This is a genomic window from Spirillospora sp. NPDC047279, from assembly GCF_040643285.1.
Lineage (GTDB): Bacteria > Actinomycetota > Actinomycetes > Streptosporangiales > Streptosporangiaceae > Spirillospora.
Genome location: NZ_JBEYUA010000002.1, coordinates 189,213 through 212,123, shown reverse-complemented (window position 1 = coordinate 212,123; position 22,911 = coordinate 189,213). Strand labels below are relative to the sequence as shown.

22 protein-coding genes and 1 riboswitch are annotated in these 22,911 nt (G+C 70.4%); of the genes, 15 read left to right on the top strand and 7 right to left on the bottom strand.

Annotation, left to right across the window (positions count from 1 at the left end):
• Positions 1-79: 79 nt before the first annotated feature.
• The gene (locus ABZ810_RS05225) at positions 80-361 is read right to left on the bottom strand and encodes a hypothetical protein (RefSeq protein ID WP_358399434.1); all 282 of its coding nucleotides are present in this window, start codon (positions 359-361) and stop codon (positions 80-82) included.
• A gap of 284 nt (positions 362-645) precedes the next feature.
• Between ABZ810_RS05225 and ABZ810_RS05220 the strand changes: the two genes are divergently transcribed.
• From ABZ810_RS05220 to lysX, 7 genes are all read left to right on the top strand, one after another.
• On the top strand, positions 646-1,575 hold the full coding sequence (locus tag ABZ810_RS05220; protein ID WP_358399431.1) for a DUF2520 domain-containing protein: 930 nt from the start codon (positions 646-648) through the stop codon (positions 1,573-1,575).
• Positions 1,576-1,619: 44 nt separating this feature from the next.
• Entirely contained in the window at positions 1,620-2,522 is a 903-nt protein-coding gene (gene panC / locus ABZ810_RS05215; protein ID WP_358399428.1) for a pantoate--beta-alanine ligase, read from the top strand.
• Entirely contained in the window at positions 2,522-2,935 is a 414-nt protein-coding gene (panD, locus tag ABZ810_RS05210; protein ID WP_358399426.1) for an aspartate 1-decarboxylase, read from the top strand. Before panC ends, panD begins: the two co-directional genes overlap by 1 nt.
• Positions 2,936-3,082: 147 nt before the next feature.
• Positions 3,083-4,786: an L-aspartate oxidase gene (locus tag ABZ810_RS05205; RefSeq protein ID WP_358399424.1), complete on the top strand. Its 1,704-nt coding sequence runs from the start codon at positions 3,083-3,085 to the stop codon at positions 4,784-4,786.
• Entirely contained in the window at positions 4,783-5,640 is an 858-nt protein-coding gene (nadC, locus tag ABZ810_RS05200) for a carboxylating nicotinate-nucleotide diphosphorylase (RefSeq protein ID WP_358399422.1), read from the top strand. The genes ABZ810_RS05205 and nadC overlap by 4 nt, the downstream gene beginning before the upstream one ends.
• Before the next feature lie 14 nt (positions 5,641-5,654).
• Positions 5,655-6,437 carry a type III pantothenate kinase gene (locus ABZ810_RS05195; RefSeq protein WP_358399420.1) on the top strand — a complete coding sequence of 261 codons (783 nt, stop codon included), beginning with the start codon at positions 5,655-5,657 and terminating at the stop codon, positions 6,435-6,437.
• 104 nt (positions 6,438-6,541) lie between these two features.
• Positions 6,542-8,032: a bifunctional lysylphosphatidylglycerol synthetase/lysine--tRNA ligase LysX gene (lysX, locus tag ABZ810_RS05190; protein WP_358399418.1), complete on the top strand. Its 1,491-nt coding sequence runs from the start codon at positions 6,542-6,544 to the stop codon at positions 8,030-8,032.
• A gap of 37 nt (positions 8,033-8,069) precedes the next feature.
• On the opposite strand, the gene ABZ810_RS05185 is transcribed toward lysX, so the two are convergent.
• Both ABZ810_RS05185 and ABZ810_RS05180 read right to left on the bottom strand, forming a co-directional pair.
• On the bottom strand, positions 8,070-9,272 hold the full coding sequence (locus tag ABZ810_RS05185) for a cytochrome P450 (RefSeq protein WP_358399415.1): 1,203 nt from the start codon (positions 9,270-9,272) through the stop codon (positions 8,070-8,072).
• A 40-nt stretch (positions 9,273-9,312) separates the two neighbouring features.
• Positions 9,313-10,323 (bottom strand): LacI family DNA-binding transcriptional regulator, encoded by a 1,011-nt coding sequence (locus ABZ810_RS05180; RefSeq protein WP_358399413.1) that lies wholly within the window; start codon positions 10,321-10,323, stop codon positions 9,313-9,315.
• Positions 10,324-10,833: 510 nt separating this feature from the next.
• Between ABZ810_RS05180 and ABZ810_RS05175 the strand changes: the two genes are divergently transcribed.
• Complete coding sequence (locus tag ABZ810_RS05175; RefSeq protein WP_358399412.1) at positions 10,834-11,064, top strand: LuxR C-terminal-related transcriptional regulator; 231 nt, start codon at positions 10,834-10,836, stop codon at positions 11,062-11,064.
• Between the two features lie 384 nt (positions 11,065-11,448).
• On the opposite strand, the gene ABZ810_RS05170 is transcribed toward ABZ810_RS05175, so the two are convergent.
• Entirely contained in the window at positions 11,449-12,345 is an 897-nt protein-coding gene (locus tag ABZ810_RS05170) for an NlpC/P60 family protein (protein WP_358399410.1), read from the bottom strand.
• Positions 12,346-12,444: 99 nt separating this feature from the next.
• Positions 12,445-12,648: riboswitch (cyclic di-AMP (ydaO/yuaA leader) on the bottom strand.
• A 235-nt stretch (positions 12,649-12,883) separates the two neighbouring features.
• Here ABZ810_RS05170 and ABZ810_RS05165 point away from each other — a divergent pair.
• The 6 genes from ABZ810_RS05165 to ABZ810_RS05140 all read left to right on the top strand — a co-directional run bounded on the left by ABZ810_RS05165 (position 12,884) and on the right by ABZ810_RS05140 (position 19,787).
• On the top strand, positions 12,884-13,402 hold the full coding sequence (locus ABZ810_RS05165; RefSeq protein ID WP_358400302.1) for an amino-acid N-acetyltransferase: 519 nt from the start codon (positions 12,884-12,886) through the stop codon (positions 13,400-13,402).
• A 3-nt stretch (positions 13,403-13,405) separates the two neighbouring features.
• Complete coding sequence (locus ABZ810_RS05160) at positions 13,406-14,173, top strand: RDD family protein (protein WP_358399408.1); 768 nt, start codon at positions 13,406-13,408, stop codon at positions 14,171-14,173.
• A gap of 89 nt (positions 14,174-14,262) precedes the next feature.
• Positions 14,263-14,709 carry an RDD family protein gene (locus tag ABZ810_RS05155; protein ID WP_358400299.1) on the top strand — a complete coding sequence of 149 codons (447 nt, stop codon included), beginning with the start codon at positions 14,263-14,265 and terminating at the stop codon, positions 14,707-14,709.
• A gap of 601 nt (positions 14,710-15,310) precedes the next feature.
• Complete coding sequence (locus ABZ810_RS05150; RefSeq protein WP_151559200.1) at positions 15,311-15,631, top strand: Lsr2 family protein; 321 nt, start codon at positions 15,311-15,313, stop codon at positions 15,629-15,631.
• Positions 15,632-15,992: 361 nt separating this feature from the next.
• Positions 15,993-18,506, top strand: a complete 2,514-nt coding sequence (locus tag ABZ810_RS05145; protein ID WP_358399405.1) for an ATP-dependent Clp protease ATP-binding subunit — start codon at positions 15,993-15,995, stop codon at positions 18,504-18,506.
• Positions 18,507-18,836: 330 nt separating this feature from the next.
• Complete coding sequence (locus tag ABZ810_RS05140; RefSeq protein WP_358399403.1) at positions 18,837-19,787, top strand: hypothetical protein; 951 nt, start codon at positions 18,837-18,839, stop codon at positions 19,785-19,787.
• Between the two features lie 170 nt (positions 19,788-19,957).
• Here the strand turns inward: ABZ810_RS05140 and ABZ810_RS05135 are convergent, their stop codons facing one another.
• Positions 19,958-20,326, bottom strand: coding sequence for a hypothetical protein (locus tag ABZ810_RS05135; RefSeq protein ID WP_358399401.1), 369 nt, complete (start codon positions 20,324-20,326; stop codon positions 19,958-19,960).
• 74 nt (positions 20,327-20,400) lie between these two features.
• Between ABZ810_RS05135 and ABZ810_RS05130 the strand changes: the two genes are divergently transcribed.
• Positions 20,401-21,075: a hypothetical protein gene (locus tag ABZ810_RS05130; RefSeq protein ID WP_358399399.1), complete on the top strand. Its 675-nt coding sequence runs from the start codon at positions 20,401-20,403 to the stop codon at positions 21,073-21,075.
• Here the strand turns inward: ABZ810_RS05130 and ABZ810_RS05125 are convergent.
• A complete protein-coding gene (locus ABZ810_RS05125; RefSeq protein ID WP_358399396.1) occupies positions 21,069-21,827 on the bottom strand; it encodes an SDR family oxidoreductase in 759 nt (252 codons plus the stop codon). The genes ABZ810_RS05130 and ABZ810_RS05125 overlap by 7 nt on opposite strands.
• Positions 21,828-21,886: 59 nt before the next feature.
• A complete protein-coding gene (gene add, locus ABZ810_RS05120; protein WP_358399394.1) occupies positions 21,887-22,867 on the bottom strand; it encodes an adenosine deaminase in 981 nt (326 codons plus the stop codon).
• Positions 22,868-22,911: the final 44 nt, after the last annotated feature.

Below are 22,911 nucleotides of genomic sequence, written 5' to 3'. Positions count from 1 at the left end.
CGGAGGCGTCGTGCGAGCCCCGTGCGGGGTGGAGGGCCCGGCTCGGCCCTCCACCGCCGGTCATCGGTCGCGGGCGGGGTTACCAGCCGTTGCCGTAGCCCGCGGAGCCGCCCGCGCCGCTGGTGTTGCCGCCGTTCTTGACACCGTTGCCGTTGCAGTTGGTGGCGCTCTGGCTGGAGAGGGAGACCGAGCCGCACGTCACGCCGTAGCCGCCGACGATCGTGACGTTGACGGTGTTGCCGTTGGCCTGACCGTGGTTGTGGGAGTTGTCGTTGGACGCCGCGTTCGCGGGAGCGGCCAGGAGGGTGGCTCCGGCGATGGTCGCGGTGACGACACCGGTCTTGAGGGCTGCCTTGATCACGTGTGCTCCAACTCGTCGGGGGCGGAGCGCCCTTTTCACCTTGCGTTCTTCACCTTGTGTGACAGCGGTCACAACACAGAGTTACCTCCGCCGGGTGATCGTCGGCAAGGATTCACTCTGGGTGACGGCTGAAATATCACCGCTACGCAGGTGTTTGATATGACGTTCAGTAGTCGGATGCTCACCCGTACGTGATGGTGGGCGCGGTGATGTGCGCCCTTGAGCCCGCGGGTACGCTGGGTCGCGCACGTCCGGTACCTACCTGCCGAGGACTGGAACGAGAGATGGACTCTGGAGTCACGCCCCCCTCCGGCGCGCCCGAAAACGGCGCGCCGGCGCCCGAGGACCGCCCGGCCCGCCTGGCGGTGGGCGTCGTCGGCGCGGGACGCGTCGGCACCGCGCTCGGCGCGGCGCTCGCCCGTGCGGGCCACCGCGTGGTCGCGGCCACCGCGGTCTCCGCGGAATCCCGCCGGCGGGCCGAGGAACGGCTGCCCGGCGCCGATTTGCTCACCCCGCAGGAGGTGGTGGCCGCCGCCGACCTGATCCTGCTCACCGTGCCCGACGACGCGCTGCCCGAGCTGGCCGCCGGGCTGGTCGCCACCGACGTGCCCGTCGGCGGCAAGCTGGTCGTCCACACCGGCGGCCGCTACGGGACGGGCGTCCTCGACCCGCTCACCCGGGCCGGAGCGCTGCCGCTCGCGCTGCACCCGGTGATGACGTTCACCGGACGTTCCGACGACCTCAACCGGCTGACCGGCATCTCGTTCGGCGTGACCGCCCCCGACCCCCTGCGGCCGGTCGCCGAGGCGCTCGTGCTCGAGATGGGCGGCGAACCCGTCTGGATCACCGAGGAGCACCGCCCGCTCTACCACGCCGCCCTGGCCGGAGGCGCCAACCACCTGGTCACGCTGGTGGTCGAGTCGATGGACCTGCTGCGCACCGCGGGCGTCGCCGAGCCCGGGCGCATGCTCGGGCCGCTGCTCGGCGCCGCGCTCGACAACGCGCTGCGGCTCGGCATCGGCGGCCTCACCGGACCGGTGGCCCGAGGCGACGCCGCCACCGTGGCCGACCACGTGGACGAGATCGCCCGCGTCTCGCCGGCGGGCCTGCGCGCCTACGTGGCGCTCGCCCGCCTCACCGCGGACCGCGCGCTCAGCGCCGGCCTGCTCAAGCCCGAGGACGCCGAGCGCCTGCTCGAAGTCCTCGCCGACTGAGCGGTGCACGCCATGACCGGCCGTTGCGAACGAGAGGGGGGACGGTGACGCCCGTCATCGCCAAGACCCGCGAGGAGCTGGCCGCGGTCCGTTCCGGCGTGCGGGGGACCGTGGCGCTCGTACCGACGATGGGGGCCCTGCACGAGGGCCACCGTTCGCTGATCCGCAAGGCCCGGGGCCTGGCGGACGTGGTGGCGGTGAGCATCTTCGTCAACCCGCTCCAATTCGGGCCGGGCGAGGACCTCGACCGCTACCCGCGGACGTTCGCCGACGACGTCGAGGCCTGCGCGGCCGAGGGCGTCGACATCGTCTTCGCGCCCACCGCCGAGGTCATGTATCCGGCGACGCCGCAGGTCACCATCGAACCCGGCGAGATGGGGCGGGTGGTGGAGGGGCGGACCCGGCCGGGGCACTTCGCCGGAATGCTCACGGTCGTCATGAAGTTGCTCCAGTTGGTGCGTCCGGACGTCGCCGTGTTCGGCGAGAAGGACGCCCAGCAGCTGGCCATGATCCGCCGGATGGTCGCCGACCTGGACGTTCCGGTACGGATCGTGGGCGGCCCGACCGTGCGGGAGCTCGGCGGGCTGGCGCTGTCCAGCCGCAACCGCTACCTGTCGGAGGCGGAGCGGGAGACCGCGCTGTCCCTGTCGCAGGCCCTGCAGGCCGGCGCCGACGCGGTCCAGGGCGGGCCGGCGGCGGTGACCGGCGCGGCCCGGGCCGTGCTCGACAAGGCGGCGCGCGCCGAGCCGCCCCTGGAGCTGGACTATCTGGTCCTGGTCGACGCGTCGACCTTCACCGAGGTCCCGGCCGGATACTCCGGCGAGGCGGTCCTGGCCGTGGCGGGCCGGGTCGGCACCACCCATCTGATCGACAACGTTCCGCTCAGTCTCGCCCCCGTGGCCCCACCCCACGACCCCCGGGCGCCCGGCACCCCGAAGGAGTCCTGATGTTCCGGACGATGTTCAAGTCGAAGATCCACCGCGCCACCGTGACCCAGGCCGACCTGCACTATGTCGGCTCGCTCACCATCGACCAGGACCTCATGGACGCCGCCGACCTGCTGCCCGGCGAGCAGGTGCACGTCGTGGACATCGACAACGGCGCCCGCCTGGAGACGTACCTGATCGCCGGTGAGCGCGGCTCCGGAGTGATCGGCATCAACGGCGCGGCGGCGCGCCTCGTCCAGCCGGGCGACCTCGTGATCATCATCAGCTACGCCCAGATGAGCGACGCCGACGCCCGCGCGTTCCAGCCGAGCGTCGTGCACGTCGACCGGGACAACAAGATCATCTCGCTGGGCTCCGACCCGGGCGAGCCGGTGCCGGGCAGCGACCAGCTGCGCGGTGACCTCGTCCACTGACGGGCCCGCATCTCGCGCGACATCTCACGCGACCGCAGGTCAGCCGCAGGGCGGACCTGCGGTCGTTCCGTTTTCGGGGGGCCCGCCCGTCATGTCCGTTCAGGGTTAGTGTCACAATGACGAGAACACACCCCTGGAGGAGGGCCCATGATCCCTCGACTGCTCACCGCCCCCGAACCGGGCTGGACCGTGGACGCCGACGTCGTCGTGGTCGGCTCCGGCATCGCCGGACTCGTCACCGCGCTGAGGTGCCGCCCCCACGGCAAGGTCCTGCTCGTCACCAAGGCCCTGCTGGATGAAGGTTCCACCCGATGGGCCCAGGGAGGCATCGCCGCCGCGCTCGCCCCGGACGACACCCCCGACGACCATCTCACCGACACCCTGGTCGCCGGGGTCGGGCTGTGCGACGAGGAGGCCGTCCGGACGCTCGTCACCGAGGGCCCGGAGGCCGTGCGGTGGCTGATCGGCCTGGGGACCGAGTTCGACCGTACGGCCGGCGGTGACGTGGCGCTCACCCGCGAGGGCGGCCACCACCGGCGGCGCATCGCGCACGCGGGCGGCGACGCCACCGGCGCCGAGATCAGCCGGGCCCTCCGCGCCGCCCTCAAGGACGCCGACATCGAGACGATCGAGCACGCGCTCGTCCTCGACCTGCTGAAGGACGGACGCGGGCGGGCCGCCGGGATCACGCTCCACGTGATGGGGGAGGGCCAGCCGGAGGGCGTCGGGGCCGTCCGCGCGAGGGCCGTCGTCCTGGCCACCGGCGGGCTCGGGCAGGTCTTCTCGGCCACGACCAATCCGTCCGTCTCGACCGGTGACGGCGTCGCGCTCGCGCTGCGGGCGGGGGCGGCCGCCACCGACCTGGAGTTCGTGCAGTTCCACCCGACGGTGTTGTGGGTGGGCGAGGGCGCGCGCGGGCAGCAGCCGCTGATCTCCGAGGCCGTGCGCGGCGAGGGCGCCCACCTGATCGACCATCAGGGCGAACGGTTCATGGTCGGCCGCCACGAGCTGGCCGAACTCGCGCCCCGGGACATCGTCGCCAAGGGGATCATGAACCGGATGCGGGAGACCGGGACGTCCCACATGTTCCTGGACGCCCGCCACTTCGGCGCCCGCATGTGGGAGGACCGCTTCCCGACGATCCTGGCGGCCTGCCGCCATCACGGGATCGACCCCGTCACCGAGCCGATCCCGGTGATTCCGGCCGCCCATTACGCGAGCGGCGGCGTCCGGACCGACCTGCACGGCCGCACCTCGATCCCCGGCCTGTACGCGTGCGGGGAGACCGCCTGCACGGGCGTCCACGGCGCCAACCGGCTCGCTTCCAACTCGCTGCTGGAGGGCCTGGTCTTCGCCGCGCGCATCGCCATGGCCATCGCAGGTGACCTGGCCGCTGAGGACGGCGACACGGGCCGCGGCACCGGGCCCCTCGACCAGGGCGGGGACGCGAGCCGCGGCGAAGACGGCCGCGGCGAGACGGCGAGCACCGGTGGGGGCGCGGGTTTGCTCGAGCCGGCGGTGCGGGGGGCGATCCAGCGGATCATGACCGCGTACACGGGCGTGCTGCGCAACGCCGAGGGCCTGGCCGCGGCGGAACGCGAGCTGGCGGCCCTGGCCGCGCGGCGGGGCGGTGCCGGGGGCGTGGCGCCCCGCGTGGAAGCCTGGGAGGCCACCAACCTGCACACGGTGGCCACGGCGATCGTGGCGGCGGCGCGGCGCCGCGAGGAGACCCGGGGCAGCCACTGGCGGGAGGACTTCCCCGACCGCGACGACGCCGCCTGGCGCGGCCACCTGATCACCCGCCTGACCGGCGACGCCGTGCCGGCCACCACCTACGAGGAGATGACATGACGCCGGAACTCCAGGAACGGCTGGCCGTCGCCGGGCTCGATCCACAGGCTGTGGAAAACCTCGTCCAGGTCGCACTGGACGAGGACGGCGCGGTCGACGTGACCAGTGCGCCGATCTTCCCGCCGGAGGACACCGCGAGCGGGGACTTCACCGCCCGCGAGGAGGGCGTCGTCGCCGGGATCCCGGTGGCCGAGGTCGTCTTCGAACTCCTGGACGTCGCGTACGCGGCGAAGGCCGCCGACGGGGACCGGGTGACGCCCGGCCAGGTGCTCATCACCGTGAACGGGCCGACGCGGGCGGTGCTCCGGGCCGAGCGGACCGCGCTCAACCTGCTCACCCACCTGTCGGGGATCGCCACCGCGACGAGCCGCTGGGTGGACGCGCTGGAGGGCACCAAGGCCAGGGTGCGCGACAGCCGCAAGACCCTGCCCGGCCTGCGGGCCCTGCAGAAGTACGCGGTGCGCTGCGGCGGCGGGGTCAACCACCGGATGGGCCTGCACGACTCGGCGCTGATCAAGGACAACCACGTGGCCGCGGCGGGTTCGGTCACGGCCGCCTACCAGGCGATCCGCCGGGTCTACCCGGCGCTGCACATCCAGGTCGAGTGCGACACCCTCGCCCAGGTCGAGGAGGCCCTCGCGGTCGGCGCGCGTTCGATCCTGCTGGACAACATGAGCATCGATCACACGCGCGAAGCGGTGGCGCTGGTGGCCGGCCGGGCGGAGCTCGAGGCGAGCGGCGGACTCGCTTTGGACAGGGCCCGAGATGTGGCCGTGACCGGCGTCGACTACCTTGCAGTAGGAGCGCTGACGCATTCGGCGCGCGTGCTCGACATCGGCCTTGACTTCTCCTGACCAGCGGGGACCTGATGCTGCTCACCATCGACGTCGGTAACACCCATACCGTCCTCGGCCTGTTCGAGGGCGAGGAGGTCATCGAACACTGGCGGATCAACACCGACCCGCGGCGCACCGCCGACGAGATCGCGGTGGTCCTCCAGGGGCTCGTCCAGCAGAGCCCGCTGCTGGCCGAGACCGACATCAGCGGCATCGCCCTCTGCTCGACCGTGCCATCCGTTCTGCATGAAATGCGGGAAATGTGCCGTCGCTACTACGGCGACGTGGCCGCGGTGATCGTCGAGCCCGGCGTCAAGACCGGCGTACCGGTCCGCATGGACAACCCCAAGGAGGTCGGCGCCGACCGCATCGTCAACGCCCTGGCCGCCGTCCACCTGCACAAGGGCCCGGCGATCGTGGTCGACTTCGGCACCGCCACCACGTTCGACGCCGTCTCGGCCAGGGGCGAGTACGTCGGCGGCGCGATCGCCCCGGGCATCGAGATCTCGATCGACGCGCTGTCGGTGCGCGGCGCCCAGCTGCACAAGATCGAGCTCCAGCGCCCCCGGAACGTGATCGCCAAGAACACCGTCGAGGCCCTCCAGTCCGGGATCATCTTCGGCTTCGCCGGCCAGGTCGACGGCATCGTCGAGCGCATGTCCGAAGAGCTGGCCGAGGACCCCGGCGGCGTCACCGTCATCGCCACCGGCGGGCTGGCGCCGCTCGTCCTCGACGAGGCGCGCAGCATCGACGCGTTCGAGCCGTGGCTCACCCTGGTCGGCCTGCGGCTCATCTACGAGCGCAACACCCCCTGAGCGCGCCCCGGCGCACCCCGGACGGCCGTCGCGCCGCGCACGCGCACAGTGATCATCGGGAAGTCGTTCGCGGGGCATCGATCGGGCTCGATAGCCTGGGGCGCGTGAGTGACGAGACCTACGACGACCTCCCGGAGCAGATGCGCGTGCGCCGGGAGAAGCTCGACCGGCTCCGCGAGAGCGGCATCGACCCGTACCCGGTGACCTTCCCCCGGACCGCGACCATCGCCGAGGTCCGGGAGAAATACCCCGAGCTCGAGCCGGGCACCGAGACGGGCGACAAGGTCGGCGTCACCGGTCGCGTCATGCTGGTGCGCAACACCGGCAAGCTCTGCTTCGCCACCATCCGCGACGGCAGCGGCGACATCCAGGTGATGTTGTCGCTGGCCAAGGTCGGGCAGGAGGCGCTGGACGCCTGGAAGCGCGACGTCGACCTCGGCGACCACGTGGGCGTCGAGGGCGAGGTCATCACGTCCCGGCGCGGCGAGCTCTCGGTCATGGCCGACTCCTACGCGATCACCTCGAAGTGCCTGCGGCCGCTGCCCGAGAAGCACGCCGGGCTGACCGATCCCGAGGCCCGCGTCCGGCAGCGGTACGTCGACCTCATCGTCAACGACGAGGCGCGCAAGATGGCGCACATCCGCAGCGCCACCGTGCGGGCCGTCCGCGACTTCTGGCACCACGAGGGCTACCTCGAGGTCGAGACGCCGATGTTGCAGCCGATCCACGGCGGGGCCGCGGCGCGTCCGTTCAAGACGCACATCAACGCCTACGACATGGAGCTCTACCTGCGCATCGCGATCGAGCTCTACCTCAAGAGGCTCGTCGTGGGCGGCATCGACAAGGTCTTCGAGATCAACCGCAACTTCCGCAACGAGGGCGCCGACTCGACGCACAACCCCGAGTTCACGATGGTCGAGGCGTACGGCACCTACCTCGACTACAACGACATGGCCGACCTGACGCAGCGCATGTACCAGGACGCGGTCGTCGCCGCGCTGGGCACCACCGTCGTCGTGCACGAGGGGCAGGAGATCGAGCTCGGGCTGCCCGAGTGGCCGCGCGTCACCCTCTACGGCTCGGTCTCCGAGGCGCTGGGCGAGGAGGTCACCCCGCACACGCCGATCGAGCAGGTGCGCAAGTACGCCGACGCCCGTGAGGTGCACTGGGACCCCAAGTGGGGCCAGGGCAAGGTCGTCCAGGAGATCTTCGAGGAGCTGATCGAGCACACGCTCGTCCAGCCCACGTTCGTCATGGACTACCCGGTCGAGACCTCGCCGCTGACCCGCCAGCACCGCGAGGAGCCGCTGCTCACCGAGAAGTGGGACCTGATCGGGTTCGGCACCGAGCTGGGCACCGCCTACTCCGAGCTGGTCGACCCGATCGAGCAGCGCCGCCGCCTCACCGAGCAGTCGCTGCTGGCGGCCGGCGGTGACCCGGAGGCCATGCAGCTGGACGAGGACTTCCTGCGGGCGCTGGAGTACGCGATGCCGCCGACCGGTGGAATGGGCGCCGGCATCGACCGGATGATCATGGCCTTCACCGGCAGGAACATCCGCGAGACGATCCTGTTCCCGCTGGTCAAGCCCGAATAGCGGGCAAGACTGAAGAACGGCCAAGGCTGAACGGCGGTCAGGACACCCGCACGGGGAGGGTGTCCAGGCCGCGCAGCACCAGGTTGTCGCGGTAGCCGAGGTCCCCGCCGATCGGTTCGACGTCGCGTTCGAAGAGCCTGCCGAGGGCGATCTGACCTTCGAGCCGGGCGAGCGGGGCACCCAGGCAGAAGTGGATGCCCAGGCCGAACGCCAGATGCCGGGACGCCTCGTCCGGGCCCGCGGCGTACCGGCTCAGGTCGAGCCGGTCGGGCTCGGCGAACACCGCGGGGTCGCGGTTGGCCGCCCCGGTCAGCAGCAGGACGAGCGCGCCCCGCTCCAGCTTCGCCCCGTCCAGCTCGACGTCCTCGAGCGCCGCGCGCAGGGTGAGCTGCACGGGCGGGTCGTAGCGCAGCAGTTCCTCGACCGCCGCCGGCACCTGCTCGGGATATTCGCGGAACCACGCGAGCTGGCCGGGGTGGCGCAGCAGGGCCAGCGCGCCGTTCCCGATCAGGTTGACCGTGGTCTCGTGCCCCGCCACCAGCAGCAGGACGCAGGTGGCCAGCAGCTCCTCCTCCGTCAGCCGGTCGCCGTCGGTGCCGCCGTCGCCGTCGGACACCGCGACGAGCGCGCTGAGCAGGTCGTCGCGGGGTTCCTTCCGGCGCATCTCCGCCAGGTCGGTGAAGTAGGCGACGAACTCGGCGCGCGCCTCGTCCCGCCGGGCGATCTCGTCCTCCGACAGCAGGAAGTCCGGATCGAGACCGCGGGCGAGCGCGTCCGACCACGTCTTGAAACGTGCCCGGTCACCCGCCGGAACGCCGAGGAGCTCGCTGATCATGATCACCGGCAGCGGATAGGCCAGGGCCGAGATCACGTCGACCTCGCCCCGGACGTCGGCGAGCAACGTGCCCACGACCTCCTCGACGCGCGGCCGCAGCCGTTCGACCAGGCGCGCGGTGAACGCTTTGCTCACCAGCCGCCGCAGCCGGGTGTGGTCGGGCGGGTCGAGCGTCAGGAACGAGCGCCGCCGGTTCTGGCCGCTCCAGAACCCGCCGGCGCCCTCCGGGCGGTGCCCGAAACGGGGATCGCGCAACACCCGCGCGCACATCTCGTACGACGTCGTGACCCACAACCCGACTTCGGTCCGCCGCAACCGGGGCCCGAACCGGCGGTAGTGCGCGTACGGGTCGGTCCGAAACGCCGGATCGAACGGATCGAAGCCGAGAATGGCCGGGGCGTCCATGAGCCAAGGTCATCCCGGTCTTGTACGCCGTGTCAATGGCTCAGGCGGAATCGCGGATGACCACGTCCGGGGTGAGCACCACCTGGCGGTGCCGGTGCCGTTCGCCCTCCGCGGCCTCGGCCAGTGCCAGCTCGGCCGCCTCGAACCCCAGCTCCTGGCGGGGCTGGCGGATCGTGGTCAGCGGAACGGCGGCGCTGCTGGCCAGCTCGATGTCGTCGTAGCCGATCACGGCGACGTCGTCGGGCACCCGCACGCCGAGCCGCACCAGCTCGTTGATCAGGCCGATGGCCAGCAGGTCGTTGGCGCAGAAAACGCCGTCCGGCATCTCCGGCAGGTCCATGAGCCGCTGCACCGCGGCCTGGCCCTCGGTCGGGGTGAGCGCCTCCTGGGTGAGCGTGATCAGCTCGCCACCGCCGGCCTTGGCCAGCGTGCGGGCGGCGCCGTTGCGGCGTTCGACGCACGGGGTCGGCTCGGGGAGCCCGGTCACGAACGCCAGCCGCTCGCGGCCGAGGCCGAGCAGGTGCGCGGCGGCGATGTCACCGCCGGCCACATGGTCGACCTGGGCGAAGCAGACGTCCGGTGCCGCATGGTCGAGCAGCACGACCGTCATGCCCGCGGCGCGCATCCGGGCGATCTCGTCCGGGCCGAGCCCGACCGGGATGATCAGCACGCCGGCGGCGCGCTGCTCCTCGAGCAACTCGATGATGCGGCGTTCCTTGTCGCGCGAGTGATCGTTGGTCAACCACAGAGCGTCATGGCCGGCCTCGTTGAGCGCCATCTCGGCGCCGCGGGCGACGTCGGTCGCGTACGGATTGGTGAGGTCCTCGACGACGATTCCGAATGCGCGGGCACGGCGCGGGACCGGCTCTTCCGGCCCCTGCCGGAGCCGCCGGGCGGACTCGTTGCGGACGAATCCGAGCTCCTCGATCGCCGCGCGAACGCGGTCACGGGTGGCTTCGGCCACGAGGTCTGGCCGGTTTAGGACATTCGAAACGGTCCCAACTGAGACTCCGGCACGCCTCGCGACTTCCCGAATGCTGGTGGGCGGCAACTCACTCCTCGTCGACCCCGGGGCTGTTTTCGCAGGTTATTGAGCTCCCCCTTGCGGACCCCCGTGAAAACCATCACGCATGGTGGCCATACAAGCACACAAGGTACTCAATCGGCGCTTGACGGGCCGGATCCGGCCGCCTAGCGTTCCGAGCCGAAGCGTAGCTTGAAACGATTCACGATCATCGTTGGCACGGGGTCGACGAAATCGGGCGAGAAGGGATGGGCTCGAGATGGCTGGCGATCATGGCCCGTCCCGGAACCAGACCTCCCTGACGGGGTGCCCGCGTTCGGTTGGCCAACGAGTGAATCGTCACCCGGAGTTCCCGCTCGACGCCCCGCAACCGACCCATCGGCCACCTCCGGCCAAGCATGCGAGATGGATAGGAAACAGATGATCTAAGTCCGGAGGCTCCGGACCCACGCAACCCAACGCGTAAGAGGCCTACCCGTGCCTGTGCAGCGGACGGCTGCATCCCCGCGGTCATCACCACGGACGAGGGAGGACGGAGTGGAACAGGCCACACTCGCACGTCGTGGCACCGACGATCTGCGACTGAGCGAGGAGGAGATCAGGTTGCTCGCGCAGATCGCCAGCGGTGTCACAGCCGATGTGGCGGCACGCAAACTCGAGCTGAGCGCGCGGACGTTGAGGCGGCGTCTGCGCACGATCTGCGATCGGCTCGAGGTCAACACCCCTATCGAGGCCGTGGTGTGGGCGGCCCGAAGGCAACTCATCTGAGCAGTTCGAGACGAGCTACGTCCATCCCCGCAGCGGCGACGTTCTGACAGGTAGGTCCCTGCATCAGACGTCGCCGCGGACGAAGCTCCGGCTCGCCCGCCGCGCGGCGCTCCCGGGGGAAGCCGCCGCACCCTTCTCGTCCCCGACCCCCCAACGCCTACGCGCTCCCGTCCACATGTAGGTGTCTTGATCGGTATCACGTCTCTAGCGGCTTCATGTCGTCGGGGCCGAGTCCACCTGGGCTCGGCCCCGACGCGTTCGTTCATGGGGCGGCGTGCGTCAGGCAGCGCCCCTGATGCGCTTTGAGGGCGCAGGAGATGTGCGGGGATGGCGGCGGCTTTCCTCGGGCGTGTGGCGGGTTGTCGAGAGCGTTCCTGGGAGCGGTCAGGCGACGCGGACGGCGCCGGCGTAGGGACGGCCCGACATCGGGACGATCTTGACGACGTCGCCGGTCTGCGGGGCGTGGAGCATCTTGCCGTCGCCGACGTACATGCCCATGTGGTGCAGGTCGGCGTAGAAGAAGACGAGGTCGCCCGGCTGGAGCTGCTCGCGGGAGATGTGGGTGCCCGCGTTCCACTGGCTGCCGGTGTAGTGCGGGAGGCTGATGCCGACCTGCTTGTAGGCCCACATGGTGAGGCCCGAGCAGTCGAACGAGGTCGGGCCCGCGGCGCCCCAGACGTACGGACGGCCGAGCTTGCCCATCGCGTAGCGGAGGGCCTGGGCGCCCTTGCCGGTGCCGACGACGGGGAGCTTGGCGAGCTCGGTGGGGTCGCGCTTGACCAGGCGGCCGCGGACCTTCTCGTAGAGGTCGGTGACCTTCTTGCGCTGGGAGTCCAGCTGGGTCCGGAGCTGGGAGACCTGCTTGGCGCGTTGTTCCGCCGCCTTGCGGGCGCGCTGGGCGGCCTGCATCGCCTGCATGAGGCCCTGGACGCGGGTGCCGTCCTGGGTGGCGAAGTAGTGCAGGGTGGCAGCCTGGTCGAGGAGGCGCTGCGGGTCCTGCGAGGCGACGAACGAGACCGTGGGGTCGGCGCCGCCCTGCATGTAGCTCGTGGCGGCCAGGCTGCCGACCTTCTCGCGCACGCCCTCGAGCGCCTTCTCCTGGCGCTTGGCGTTGTCGGCGGCGACCTTGGCGGCGCGCTGCGACTGCTGGAGCTTCACGCGGAGGCCGTTGTACTGCTCGGTCAGCTGCTCGAGCTGGTCGGCGAGCTTGTGGGCCTGCGAGCGCAGCTCCTTGGTGGACGGCTCGGGGTCGGCGTGCGCCGGCGGGGCCGTCAGCGACACGCCGACGAGCATCCCGGTGACGGCGAGGGCGCGGAATCGAGCACCCCGCCTGCCGCGAACCGAGCGTGAAAAGGATGCAGGGCGCAATGGCTCCACTAATTCTCCTCTCCTCGTCCGCCTACCGAGTTAGCTGACGGGTTCGGGCCGGAGCAGCCCTTCCGCGGATCGGCGCGATGGTCGCGCTCTGCGGATTCACCCCAGTCGGTAACGGGCACCGGGGTGATCCCCCGGAACCCTCCGAAAGTGGGTCCCCGGCTCCTCGGGACGCTGGCTTGCGGCCCGTGGACTCGGCGGTTCGGCCGCCGTGACGGTGGCCGATGTCAGCGCAGGACACTAACGGAGTCGGACCCCGATGCCAACCAGAACATGCGAAATCACAGGCGCCACAGAGTGATCACCTGATGTCACAGGGGTGGGGATGTGCCTTACATCACCTTCGGGGCGGGGGTGTGGTCTCTTTTATCTAGTCACCCCGGGAAGCTACCTACGGTAAGGGGACGTCCACCACAGGTAAAGGCCGGACGTTCGATAATGTCGCCTGTTTGTGGAAGTAGTGATCAGGCGTGCCCGCACCGCCGACGTCCGGCACATCAGGCGCCTCGTCGACATGTACTCGGGGCCGGGGCGCCGCCTGCTCAAGAAGACCACCGTGAAGTTGTACGAGGACGTGCAGGAGTTCTGGGTCGCCGAGGACCTCCAGGCCGACGCCGTCATCGGGTGCGGTGCCCTGCACGTGATCTGGGACGACCTGGCCGAGGTCCGTTCCGTCGCGGTCGACAAGGGACACGGCGGGCGGGGGATCGGTCACCGCATCGTCGCCAAGCTCCTGGAGACCGCGCGGGAACTGGGCGTGGAACGGGTGTTCTGTCTTACCTTCGAGGTGGACTTCTTCGCGCGGCACGGGTTCCAGCCGATCTTGGGTACGCCGGTCTCGCCCGAGGTGTACGAAGAACTTCTGCGCTCTTATGACGACGGTGTGGCCGAGTTTCTGGACCTGGACCGGGTCAAGCCGAATACGTTGGGAAATACCCGGATGTTGCTTCGCCTGGAGGACTGACCGATGAGTGAACCCCCCCACCGCGGGCGGCCCTACCCGCAGTCGGGCCCTGGGCAGCACTGGCAGGGAGGTCAGGCGCCTTCCCAGTGGCAGGGCGGGCAGCCCCCGCAGCAGCAGTGGCAGCAGCAGTGGCAGGGTCAGCAGCAGTGGCAGCCGTCCGAGCCGCATTACGACGACACGGCGGACGCCGCCGAGCTCCCGCTGGCGCCGATCGCGCGGCGCGCCGGGGCCCGGCTCATCGACTTCACGCTGGTGGCCGTCTTCGGCTTCGCGCTCATCCTGCCGATCACGCTCGGGGTGATCGGGCTCGACACGGCCGGGGACAAGGCCAACACCGAGGGCGGCGTCTGGAACTGGCCGATCCTCTTCACCTTGTTCACGGTGTTGTCGGTGTTGCCTTTCCTTTATGAGGCCGCGCAACTGTCGATGTGGGGGCGCACGCTCGGCAAGCGCATCATGGGGCTGGGCGTCGTGCAGGTGCGGCCGGCGGGCGAGGCGCTGACCACGTACCAGGCGGTCTGGCGTTCGGCCATCAACAATGTCGCCTATCAGATCGGCGTCTTCGCGTTCCTGGCGCTCGCGGTGATGTTCTGGGAGTACTTCGCATACGGGATGCTCCTCGTCTGGGCGGGCGCGTGGATGGCCTATCTGTGGGCGATCTGGGACCAGCCACTGCACCAGTCCCTGCACGACCGTCTTGCGGGCACCGTCGTCATCGACGAACGGGGCCAGTACGCGGAGTATGACCAGACCGCCGAGTTCGAGGCCTGAAGGCCCGAAAGTCCACCGTGCCCGCGCCAGAAGAGCCGCCAGGCGGCCCTGAAGAAGGTGCGTCCACCGTTTCCGGGCCGCCGGGCGAACTGGCGGAGCCGGGGCAGCGGTTGCTCGCCCGGATCGTCGACACGCTTCTTGTCGGTCTGCCAGTAGTGATGGTCGTCGGCGCCGTTCTGCCGGAGCGGGAAGCCGAGATCGCGCTGCCGCCGGCGATCGCGGCGTGCCTCTTTCTTTATGAGTGGGTTCAGCTCGCCGTCCTGGGGCGGACTCTCGGCAAGCGCTTCGCCGGCGTCCAGGTCGTGCGAATGGATTCCGGGGGACCTGTCGGATGGTGGCGGTCACTGCCACGAACGGCGGTGTACACGGTGCCCATCGCCGTCCAGCCCGTCCCCATCCTGGGCGTACTGGCCGGTCTGTTCTGGGTCGTGAACGCGGCGGCAATGTACGAGGGGGAACGGCGCCAGGCGCTGCACGAGCGGCTGGTGGGCACTCTCGTGGTGAAACGCGCGGGCGGCGCGGGGTCCGGTCGCTGACGTCGACTGGTACGCGCGGTGTGACGGTATTGAGGACTTTTCCGCTGATATAGGGATGCGATCCGTGCCGCGGGGCGCGGCGGCCCTTGCGCGCGCGGACGGCAAAGGATTTCGTCGGCACGGTCCACACCGGAATCTATCCACATCAGGTGTACGGTCCTGATCACCCGGTGGAGGTGATTCGGTGCCGCAGCGTGCCGGTAAGTACCGTTACGTGGGGGTTAAACGATGGCTCCGGGATCGGTGTTGCCCTGCCCGTTAAGCGCCCCCCGGGAGTATTTCTCTCCCCGAACCGGCCACCTCGGAATGTCCGTCCAGTAGGAATGCAAGATCGATGGCCCAGGTCAGGTGGCCCACGGTGACCCCCGTCACCCTCGAAAACATCCCGGCGCGGAGGCCGGACAATTCATGCACCTGCCGACCGCCGCGCGCCGTGGCGGGCAGTGCTATCCGGCGGATGGCGGATTGGGCGACCTTGATTACGATGAGTTACCGCCCAGGGAAGGAAACTTCATCGCGAGTGTTGAATTGTCATCGGCCAACATCGCGGTATATCTTTGTCAACCGAATGCAGTTTGCTCCAGCTGAAAGGTCTGTCCCCATGGCACAGAAGGTTCAGGTGCTTCTCGTCGATGACCTCGACGGTGGCGAGGCGGACGAGACCGTGGCGTTCTCGCTCGACGGCGCCTCCTACGAGATCGATCTCAGTAGCGCCAACGCAAAGAAGCTGCGGGATTCTCTGCAGCCGTTCGTGGAGAAGTCGCGTAAGGCCGGCACCGTTCGTCGCCGCCGCCCCCGCGGCGCGTCCAGTCGCGAGCGGAGTGCCGACATCCGCGCCTGGGCCAAGCAGCGCGGCATCAAGGTCAACGAGCGCGGTCGCATCCCGCAGAACGTGGTCGAGCAGTACGAGGCGGCTCACTGACACACCTCGCTTCGGCGGCCCGCTCCGGCACACTCGGGGCGGGCCGTTCGCTTGTGGCGTAGCGTTCTGTGGGTTGCGCCGCTCGCGACGAGGTAGACAGGCCTCAGTCGGCTAATCCGCGCGTTGTGCGGCATCGAACGGCTCGCTGCGCGAACGACCTGCTGAAAAGCCCCGTTCGCTTGCGGCGTAGCGGGAACATGACGCACCGATGGGGTAGTTGGATGAGGATGAACAGCGCTTAGCTGGGGAACGTCTCCTGGTGGGAGTGCACCGGGTTGGCCTCCTCGGGGCGGGCTAGCATGCGGAAGGACAGGTTCGGACGTTCCGGACTCTGCCCTACCGCTCTGTGAGGAGCGACGAGATGTTCGAGAGGTTCACCGACCGTGCGCGGCGGGTTGTCGTTCTGGCTCAAGAAGAGGCCAGGATGCTCAACCACAACTACATCGGCACCGAGCACATCCTCCTGGGTCTGATCCACGAGGGCGAGGGTGTCGCTGCCAAGGCTTTGGAGAGCCTGGGGATCAGCCTCGAGGCGGTGCGCCAGCAGGTCGAAGAGATCATCGGCCAGGGTCAGCAGGCGCCGTCGGGCCACATCCCGTTCACTCCGCGTGCCAAGAAGGTCCTTGAGCTGTCGCTGCGTGAGGCGTTGCAGCTGGGCCACAACTACATCGGCACTGAGCACATCCTGCTGGGTTTGATCCGTGAGGGCGAGGGCGTGGCGGCCCAGGTCCTGGTCAAGCTGGGCGCGGACCTCAACCGGGTCCGCCAGCAGGTCATCCAGTTGCTGCACGGCTACCAGGGCAAGGAGCCGGCCGCCTCCGGCGGGCCGACCGAGTCGGCGCCTTCCACCTCCCTTGTGCTGGACCAGTTCGGCCGCAACCTCACGCAGGCCGCCCGCGAGGGCAAGCTCGACCCGGTCATCGGCCGGGACAAGGAGATCGAGCGGGTCATGCAGGTGCTGTCCCGCCGCACCAAGAACAACCCGGTGCTGGTCGGCGAGCCGGGCGTCGGCAAGACCGCCGTCGTCGAGGGCCTCGCCCAGAAGATCGTCAAGGGCGAGGTGCCCGAGACGCTCAAGGACAAGCAGCTCTACACGCTCGACCTGGGCGCGCTGGTCGCCGGCTCCCGCTACCGCGGTGACTTCGAGGAGCGCCTCAAGAAGGTGCTCAAGGAGATCCGCACCCGCGGCGACATCATCCTGTTCATCGACGAGCTCCACACCCTCGTCGGCGCGGGCGCCGCCGAGGGCGCGATCGACGCCGCCAGCATCCTCAAGCCGATGCTGGCCCGCGGCGAGCTCCAGACCATCGGCGCCACGACGCTGGACGAATACCGCAAGCACCTGGAGAAGGACGCCGCGCTCGAGCGACGCTTCCAGCCGATCCAGGTCGCCGAGCCGTCCCTGTCGCACACCATCGAGATCCTCAAGGGCCTGCGCGACCGGTACGAGGCGCACCACCGCGTCTCGATCACCGACAGCGCCCTCGTGGCCGCCGCGCAGCTGGCCGACCGCTACATCAGCGACCGGTTCCTGCCGGACAAGGCGATCGACCTCATCGACGAGGCCGGTTCGCGGATGCGCATCCGCCGGATGACCGCGCCGCCGGACCTGCGCGAGTACGACGAGAAGATCGCCGACGTGCGGCGCGAGAAGGAGTCCGCGATCGACGCGCAGGACTTCGAGAAGGCCGCCGCGCTCCGCGACTCCGAAAAGCAGCTTCTCGCGCAGAAGGCGCAGCGCGAGAAGGAATGGAAGGCCGGCGACATGGACGTCGTCGCCGAGGTGACCGAGGAACTGATCGCCGAGGTCCTCGCCACCGCCACCGGCATTCCGGTCTTCAAGCTCACCGAGGAGGAGACCACGCGTCTGCTCCGCATGGAGGACGAGCTGCACAAGCGGGTCATCGGGCAGGAGGACGCCATCAGGGCGCTCTCGCAGTCCATTCGGCGGACCCGCGCCGGCCTGAAGGACCCGAAGCGCCCCGGCGGTTCGTTCATCTTCGCCGGCCCCTCCGGTGTCGGTAAGACCGAGCTCTCCAAGACGCTCGCCGAGTTCCTCTTCGGTGACGAGGACGCGCTCATCCAGCTCGACATGAGCGAGTTCATGGAGAAGCACACCGTCTCGCGTCTGTTCGGGTCCCCGCCCGGATACGTCGGTTACGAGGAGGGCGGCCAGCTCACCGAGAAGGTGCGCCGCAAGCCTTTCTCCGTCGTGCTGTTCGACGAGATCGAGAAGGCCCACCCGGACATCTTCAACTCGCTGCTGCAGATCCTGGAGGACGGTCGGCTGACCGACGCCCAGGGCCGGGTCGTGGACTTCAAGAACACCGTCATCATCATGACGACGAACCTCGGTTCGAAGGACATCTCCAAGGGCGTCTCGATGGGCTTCGCCCGTTCGAACGACGACCAGGGCAACTACGAGCGGATGAAGGCCAAGGTCTCGGAGGAGCTCAAGCAGCACTTCCGTCCCGAGTTCCTCAACCGCGTCGACGACACGGTGGTCTTCCACCAGCTCACCCCGACGGAGATCATCGAGATCGTGGATCTCATGATCGCGAAGGTGGACGAGCGGCTGAAGGACCGCGACATGGGCCTGGAGCTCAAGCAGGAGGCCAAGGACCTGCTGGCCGAGCGGGGTTACGACCCCGTCCTGGGCGCCCGGCCGCTGCGCCGGACCATCCAGCGGGAGATCGAGGACAACCTGTCCGAGAAGATCCTCTACAACGAGCTCAAGGCCGGTCAGATCGTGATCGTCGGTACCGAGGGCACCGGCGAGGAGGCCAAGTTCACGTTCAAGGGCGTGCCGAAGCCGACCGGCGTGCCGGACAGCCCGCCGCCCATCGAGGGCGCGGTCAACTTCAACAAGGACTGATCCGCCGAGGATCCGTCCAGGGGCAGAGTCCGCCCGGCAAGGGCCCGCACCACCCGGTGCGGGCCCTTCCGCGTTCCCGGGGACGCGGAGATGGCCGGGCACTACGATCATCGAGCCTTCCGGACCGGCGGGCTCGATGGACGGCGGTGAGGGTCGATGAACGGCGGTGGTTCGCCGGACGGCGGCGGGTCGGAGCGCGGCGGTGGAGCGAAGGGCGCACGCGCCGTGCCGCGGCCGCCCGACGATGCCCCGGCGGCGGCCCCTGAGACGCCCGTCACCGTCCTCAGACCGCGACGCTCGCTCAGGAACCTCGCGGCCGTTCAGATCGCCGTGGGCGCCCTTCTGGGCGCGCTGGCGGTCCTGGTCTTCGTGAAGGGGGCGCTCGCGCCCGGCATCTGCGTCGCCTTCGTGGCGTTCGCGGCCCTGGGCGCGCCACTGCCGCTGCTGCTCGGCGAGGTGCGGATCGACGCCCGGGGGTTGCGCACCAAGCGCGACGTGGCCGACAGGAAGGCGGCGGCGTGGACAGAGATCACGGCGCTGCGGGTGCGCCGGAACGTGTGGACGGAGTCCGTGGAGGCCGTCCGCGACGACGGGTCCTCGATGCTCCTGGGCGCTCCGGTCCGATCCCGGCTGGGGAGGGACCCGGCGTTCGACGCCGCCGTGGCCGGCCTCGCCCGGCGCGCGGGCGTCACGGCGGAACGCGGGCCCGGCTCGCTCACCGGCCGGTGGGTGGTGACACGCGCGCTGTTCATCGGGGTGTGGGCGTTCGTCCTCGTGGCGGTCGACCCGCTCTGGCATCACCCCGTGTGGCCCGGCCGCCCGGAAGCCCGCACGCTCCCCGACGCGTGCGCGGTGTCGGGACCCGTCGCTCGCTCCGCGTTCCCGCGGTCGTCTCCGGAGCGTTCATCGTCGGCCGATGAGAGCGGGTGCGAGTGGGGCGATGGGCTGACGCTCCGGTACAGCCGGTACGAATACGCGGTCGGCCGGGACGGCGGTATCGAACAGGCCAAGGGAAGATTCCTGGATGGTCCGGGCGGGCCGACCCCGGGCGCCGAGGGCGCGAGGGCCGTGCCGGACGCCGGAGACGAGGCCGTGATGCTCGTCTCGGCTCAAGGGAAGACCCGGGCCACCGTGACCCAGATCCAGATCTCCGTTCGCAGGGCGAACGTTCTGATCTGGCTCGTCTACACGCCTCCCCGCGGCCTCGACGCCCCCGCCGAGGCATCGCGGACCGCGGAACGCCTGGCTCGCGAGGCCGCGGCCGCGGTCGTCGTGGAGTAACAGGCCGAGGCGCGGACGGCCGGGCAGATGACGGCCCGCCGCGGATGGCTAAGCATGGGGACGGCCCAGCGCGGTCGGCCGGGCATGTGGCGGTGCGGCGTGTGACGGCGGGCCTCGGACGGTGCGGCTCGCGACATCGAGCAGGCGGGTGAACGCCCGGTGCGCAGAGGTCAGCGCCGCCGGCGGCGGATGCGGCGGATGCGCTCGTCGGCCTGCTCGGGGGCGGCGTTGCCGCGTTCGACGCGGCGTTCGAGGTGGAACTCCACGGCCTCGCCGAGCGGGTGGTCGGCGACCTTGCGCCACCGCCAGTGCTGGGAGCGCCGGCCGGCGAGGCGTTGCTCGGCGGCGTCCGCGGCCTCCGCGTCGGGGGTGCCACGGGCCATGTCCAGGGTCTGGGACGCGCGGTGGCGTTCGGCGCGGTGTCGCCGCGCGCGGCTGCGCGGCAGGTTCTTGCGCGACGCCTTGTCGTTCTCGCCGTAGAGGTTGCGCCGGTCCTTGCGGTAACTCAGCCGCTTCTTCTCCTGCGGGCTCCGCTTCATACGCGGGAACGTAACCGGCGGCGGGGGCTTTCGGCGACCTGTTTTCTGTCGGACCCACACAGTAGGATTCGAATATGCGTTCGAATCTGATGGGGTCGGCGGCGGACTTCCGGCGAGGGCGGCGGCGCGGGCCGATCCTCCACTCCGATGTGGCGCAACTCTTCCTCCAGGACATGAGGACCCCTGCGCCTCCGCAGCTACCGATCTTCCGATCGCGGTTGCAGGGTGAGCTGCTGGCCCGGCTCCTGCTGGGCCCGGAGCGGGAGACGACGATGCTCGATCTGGCCGTCATGCTCCGGACCGATCTCGGGTCCGTGGTGCGCGAGGTCGACCGGCTGGCACGGGCGGGGCTGCTGGTGCTGCGGCGGACGACGGCGGGCCGGATGGTGCGCAGGGACACGGACACGCCGCTGTACGAGCCGCTGGCGACGCTCCTCATGCACACCTTCGGGCCGAAGGCGGTGGTGGACGAGGAGTTCGCGCGGCTGCCGGGCGTGGTGGGCGTGTGGTTGTTCGGCGCCTGGGCCGAGCGGTACGAGGGCGTCGGCGGGCCGCCGCCCGGCGACGTGGAGGTGCTGATCATCGGCGACCTCTCGCCGGCCCGGGCCTTCGACGCGGCGCAGGAGGCCACCGCGCGGCTGGGGCTCCCCGTGCACCCCGTGGTCCGTTCGGCGCGCGAGTGGCGAGAGGACGACGACCCGTTCCTGCGCGAGATCCGCGCGGGAACGACGCACCCGAGCGGTCAGTAGTCGATCAGGGCGCCGCAGCTGACGTTGACCGTGGCGGCGGTCATGGTGCGGGCACGGTCGGAGGCGACGAACGCGGCCACCTGGCCGACGTCCTCCAGGGTGGCGGTGCGGCCGAGCATCGTCGGCTCCGTCAGGCTCTCGATGAGCGCGTCCCGGCCCTCGAAGCCCGCCGGGATGGTCTCGGGGACGCCGCCGGTCCGCAGGGTCACGAAGCGCACGCCGTCGCGGCCGAGCTCGGCCGACACCTGGCGGCGCATCGCCTCGATCACCTCGAACGCGGTCTGCAGGCCGCCGACGTGGTAGTCGCGCACCGGGTCGCCCGAGCCGCCGAACGCCAGGATCACTCCCGACCCCTGCCGCTTCATGTGGCGGACGGCGGCCCGCACGGTCAGGAACGTGGTCCGGAGGGCGGTGATCACCGGCCGCTCGTAGTCGGCGAGCGACATCTCGGCGAACGGGGTGCCCTGCACGTCGCCATGCTGGATGACGTTGAACGAGACGTCGAGGCTCCCGGCCTTCGCCGCGACGGCGTCCGCGTGCTCGTCGACCGCGCGTTCGTCCAGCGCGTCGACCTCGGCGGTCTCGGCCTCGCCGCCGGCCGCGCGGATGTCCCCGGCCACCCGCTCCAGCGTGGCCGCGGTGCGGCCGGCGAGGAACACGCGGGCCCCTTCGGCGGCGAACGCGCGGGCCGCCGCGCCGCCGATCGATCCGCCGCCGCCGTAGATCACTGCGTTCTTGCCTTCGAGCAACATGGGCCGTCCTTCCGTCCGGGAACAGGTCTCACCGGAGAGACCAGGCCCCTACCGGAAACTCATCGCTCCAGCCAGGCGTCGATCTCCGCGTGCAGCCGGGTCTTCGTGGCGTCCGGCGCGAACGAGGCGTCCGCTCCGGCGCGGGCGAACCCCGCCAGCACGTCGTCGTCATACCCGAACGTGTCGCGGACCCGCGCGTACTCACCCGCGAGCGGAGTGCCGATCATGACCGGGATGTCGGTATTGATGGTGATCTTGAGTCCGGCCTCCCGGAGCCGGGGGAGCGCGTGCTCGGCCAGCGAGGGCGCGAAGCCGAGCGCCACGTTGGACGACGGGCAGACCTCCAGCGGGATGCCGCGATCGCGGACCTCGGCGACCAGGTCCGGGTCGTCCAGCACGCGCACGCCGTGCCCGAGCCGCTCGGTGCGGCCCGCGGTGATCGCCTGCCGGATGCTCGCGGCGCCCTCCGCCTCGCCCGCGTGGTGGACGACGTGCAGCCCGGCGTCCCGCGCCGCCGCGAAGACCTCGGTGAACGGGTCGCCCGCGAACGCCTCGTCGCCCGCGAGCCCGACGGCCACGACCTCCTCGTACCGCTTCGCCAGGTCGAGCGTGCGCCAGGCCCGCTCGACGGAACGGCGGCGCGAGTGGTCGAGCAGCAGCCGGACCTCGATCCCGAAGTCCGCACGCCCCTGGTCCAGGCCCTCGATCACGGCGGCCAGGGGCATGGACAGGTCGCCGAGGCGCTCGCCATGGGCCGCCGCGGTGAACGAGAGCTCGGCGTAACGGGTGCCCTGCGCCGCCTCGTCCGCGCAGTACTCGTACGCGATGCGCCGGAAGTCGTCCGGGGTGAGCAGGCAGTTGCGGACGAGCTCGTTCTGCGCGAAGAAGTCGGCGAAGCCGCCGAAGACGTAACCGTCGCGCAGATGCCCGGGAATCTCGACGCCGTTCGCCGTGCCGATCTCGTGGAGCGTCGTCCACCGGACCGTGCTCTCGAGGTGAACGTGCAGGTGGGCCTTGGGAAGCAGCAAGAGATCACGCACCGTCGAACCGTAGGCCACGAGCATCCGGCGATGCCACGCAATTA

Excerpts from the sequence above, each read along its gene's own strand:
- ABZ810_RS05220 (WP_358399431.1), top strand. The coding sequence starts at position 646 with ATGGACTCTGGAGTCACGCCCCCCTCCGGCGCGCCCGAAAACGGCGCG.
- panD (WP_358399426.1), top strand. The coding sequence starts at position 2,522 with ATGTTCCGGACGATGTTCAAGTCGAAGATCCACCGCGCCACCGTGACC.
- ABZ810_RS05205 (WP_358399424.1), top strand. The coding sequence starts at position 3,083 with ATGATCCCTCGACTGCTCACCGCCCCCGAACCGGGCTGGACCGTGGAC.
- nadC (WP_358399422.1), top strand. The coding sequence starts at position 4,783 with ATGACGCCGGAACTCCAGGAACGGCTGGCCGTCGCCGGGCTCGATCCA.
- ABZ810_RS05195 (WP_358399420.1), top strand. The coding sequence starts at position 5,655 with ATGCTGCTCACCATCGACGTCGGTAACACCCATACCGTCCTCGGCCTG.
- ABZ810_RS05185 (WP_358399415.1), bottom strand. The coding sequence starts at position 9,272 with ATGGACGCCCCGGCCATTCTCGGCTTCGATCCGTTCGATCCGGCGTTT.
- ABZ810_RS05160 (WP_358399408.1), top strand. The coding sequence starts at position 13,406 with ATGAGTGAACCCCCCCACCGCGGGCGGCCCTACCCGCAGTCGGGCCCT.
- ABZ810_RS05150 (WP_151559200.1), top strand. The coding sequence starts at position 15,311 with ATGGCACAGAAGGTTCAGGTGCTTCTCGTCGATGACCTCGACGGTGGC.
- ABZ810_RS05145 (WP_358399405.1), top strand. The coding sequence starts at position 15,993 with ATGTTCGAGAGGTTCACCGACCGTGCGCGGCGGGTTGTCGTTCTGGCT.
- ABZ810_RS05135 (WP_358399401.1), bottom strand. The coding sequence starts at position 20,326 with ATGAAGCGGAGCCCGCAGGAGAAGAAGCGGCTGAGTTACCGCAAGGAC.
- ABZ810_RS05130 (WP_358399399.1), top strand. The coding sequence starts at position 20,401 with ATGCGTTCGAATCTGATGGGGTCGGCGGCGGACTTCCGGCGAGGGCGG.
- ABZ810_RS05125 (WP_358399396.1), bottom strand. The coding sequence starts at position 21,827 with ATGTTGCTCGAAGGCAAGAACGCAGTGATCTACGGCGGCGGCGGATCG.